Origin of the sequence: Aeromonas sp. QDB18 (assembly GCF_027705325.1) — a bacterium.
Lineage (GTDB): Bacteria > Pseudomonadota > Gammaproteobacteria > Enterobacterales > Aeromonadaceae > Aeromonas > Aeromonas caviae.
The window spans coordinates 1-1,166 of record NZ_JAPDBQ010000284.1; the positions used below are offsets into that span (position 1 = coordinate 1).

The window sequence follows — 1,166 nt, forward strand, 5'->3', positions numbered from 1 at the left end:
GACGGGAAGTTTCGGCCCTTACGGATGCCCGGAAAACCTTAGCGTACGATTTTTTCCGAATTCTGCGGGCTCCCCAACTCCCCACTCCTGGTGTTCCTGGTGCTCGATGGCCACGGCCCAAGCCGTGCGATTTGTTCCCACTCCGGAGCAGATCTGCAGGCCTCCCCAGCGGCTGCCGGCGCACCTGGTCACAGGGGTAACAAACGCCCCACTCCTGGTAATGTTGTTTTTTGGGACTTTGAGTGCTATCTTAATTATGTAGCCTTGTGGCGGTAGGAACATCCCCACGTTAAAAACCCAAATTCCTGTTTGTTGTGGTGGTAGGAACATCCCCACGTTAAAAACCCAAATTCCTGTATTGTGGCTACCGAGAAACCCTGACTTGTGTCGGGGTTTTTTCGTATTGGAGGACGGAAATTGAAGCTCAAAAAACTCGATAGTTCCTTTTACACGGACAATCCACATATACCGCAGGCTCTCGATTACGATATGGAAGCAGGCACCTGGAGCGACAACAAAATTCGGGGGCATGGAATCGTACAAGTCCATGTCAATGGATTGATTTTTGCTATTCCTGTTCGCAGCAACATTTCCCACTCTGCAGCAAAAATTCTGGAGAGAAATAAGGATCAAGCGGCGAAATCCAAAGGAATGGGTTTGGATTACTCCAAGGCTCTTCTCATCCGAAACGCCGCACATATCACTGCTGATGTATTCGTTCTCCGATCAAAAGAAGCTGGTCGAAAACTCGTTGGAATTGATGATCATGTGACCAAACAATTTTCCAGTTATGTTGAACGCTACATTGCGGCCTGTAGAAAAAACGATCGGAATATTTTGAACAGCGCAGAGTATCGATATACCACGCTGATCAACTATCACACAGAGTTAGAACTAGACTAGGGTTGGTGCTCGATGGCCACGGCCCAAGCCGTGCGATTTGTTCCCGCTCCGGAGCAGATCTGCAGGCCTCGCCAGCGGCTGCCGGCGCACCTGGTCACAGGGGTAACAAACTCCCCACTCCTGGCGTTCCTGGTGCTCGATGGTCACGGCCCAAGCCGTGCGATTTGTTCCCGCTCCGGAGCAGATCTGCAGGCCTCGCCAGCGGCTGCCGGCGCACCTGGTCACAGGGGTAACAAACTCCCCACTCCTGGCGTTCCTGGTCC

Annotated in this window: 1 protein-coding gene; it reads left to right on the top strand. The window is 52.1% G+C overall.

The features are described 5' to 3' along the window. The first annotated feature begins 417 nt into the window (after positions 1-417). A complete protein-coding gene (tenpIN, locus tag OKC30_RS20870; RefSeq protein WP_151532708.1) occupies positions 418-903 on the top strand; it encodes a type III toxin-antitoxin system TenpIN family toxin in 486 nt (161 codons plus the stop codon). Positions 904-1,166 lie beyond the last annotated feature (263 nt).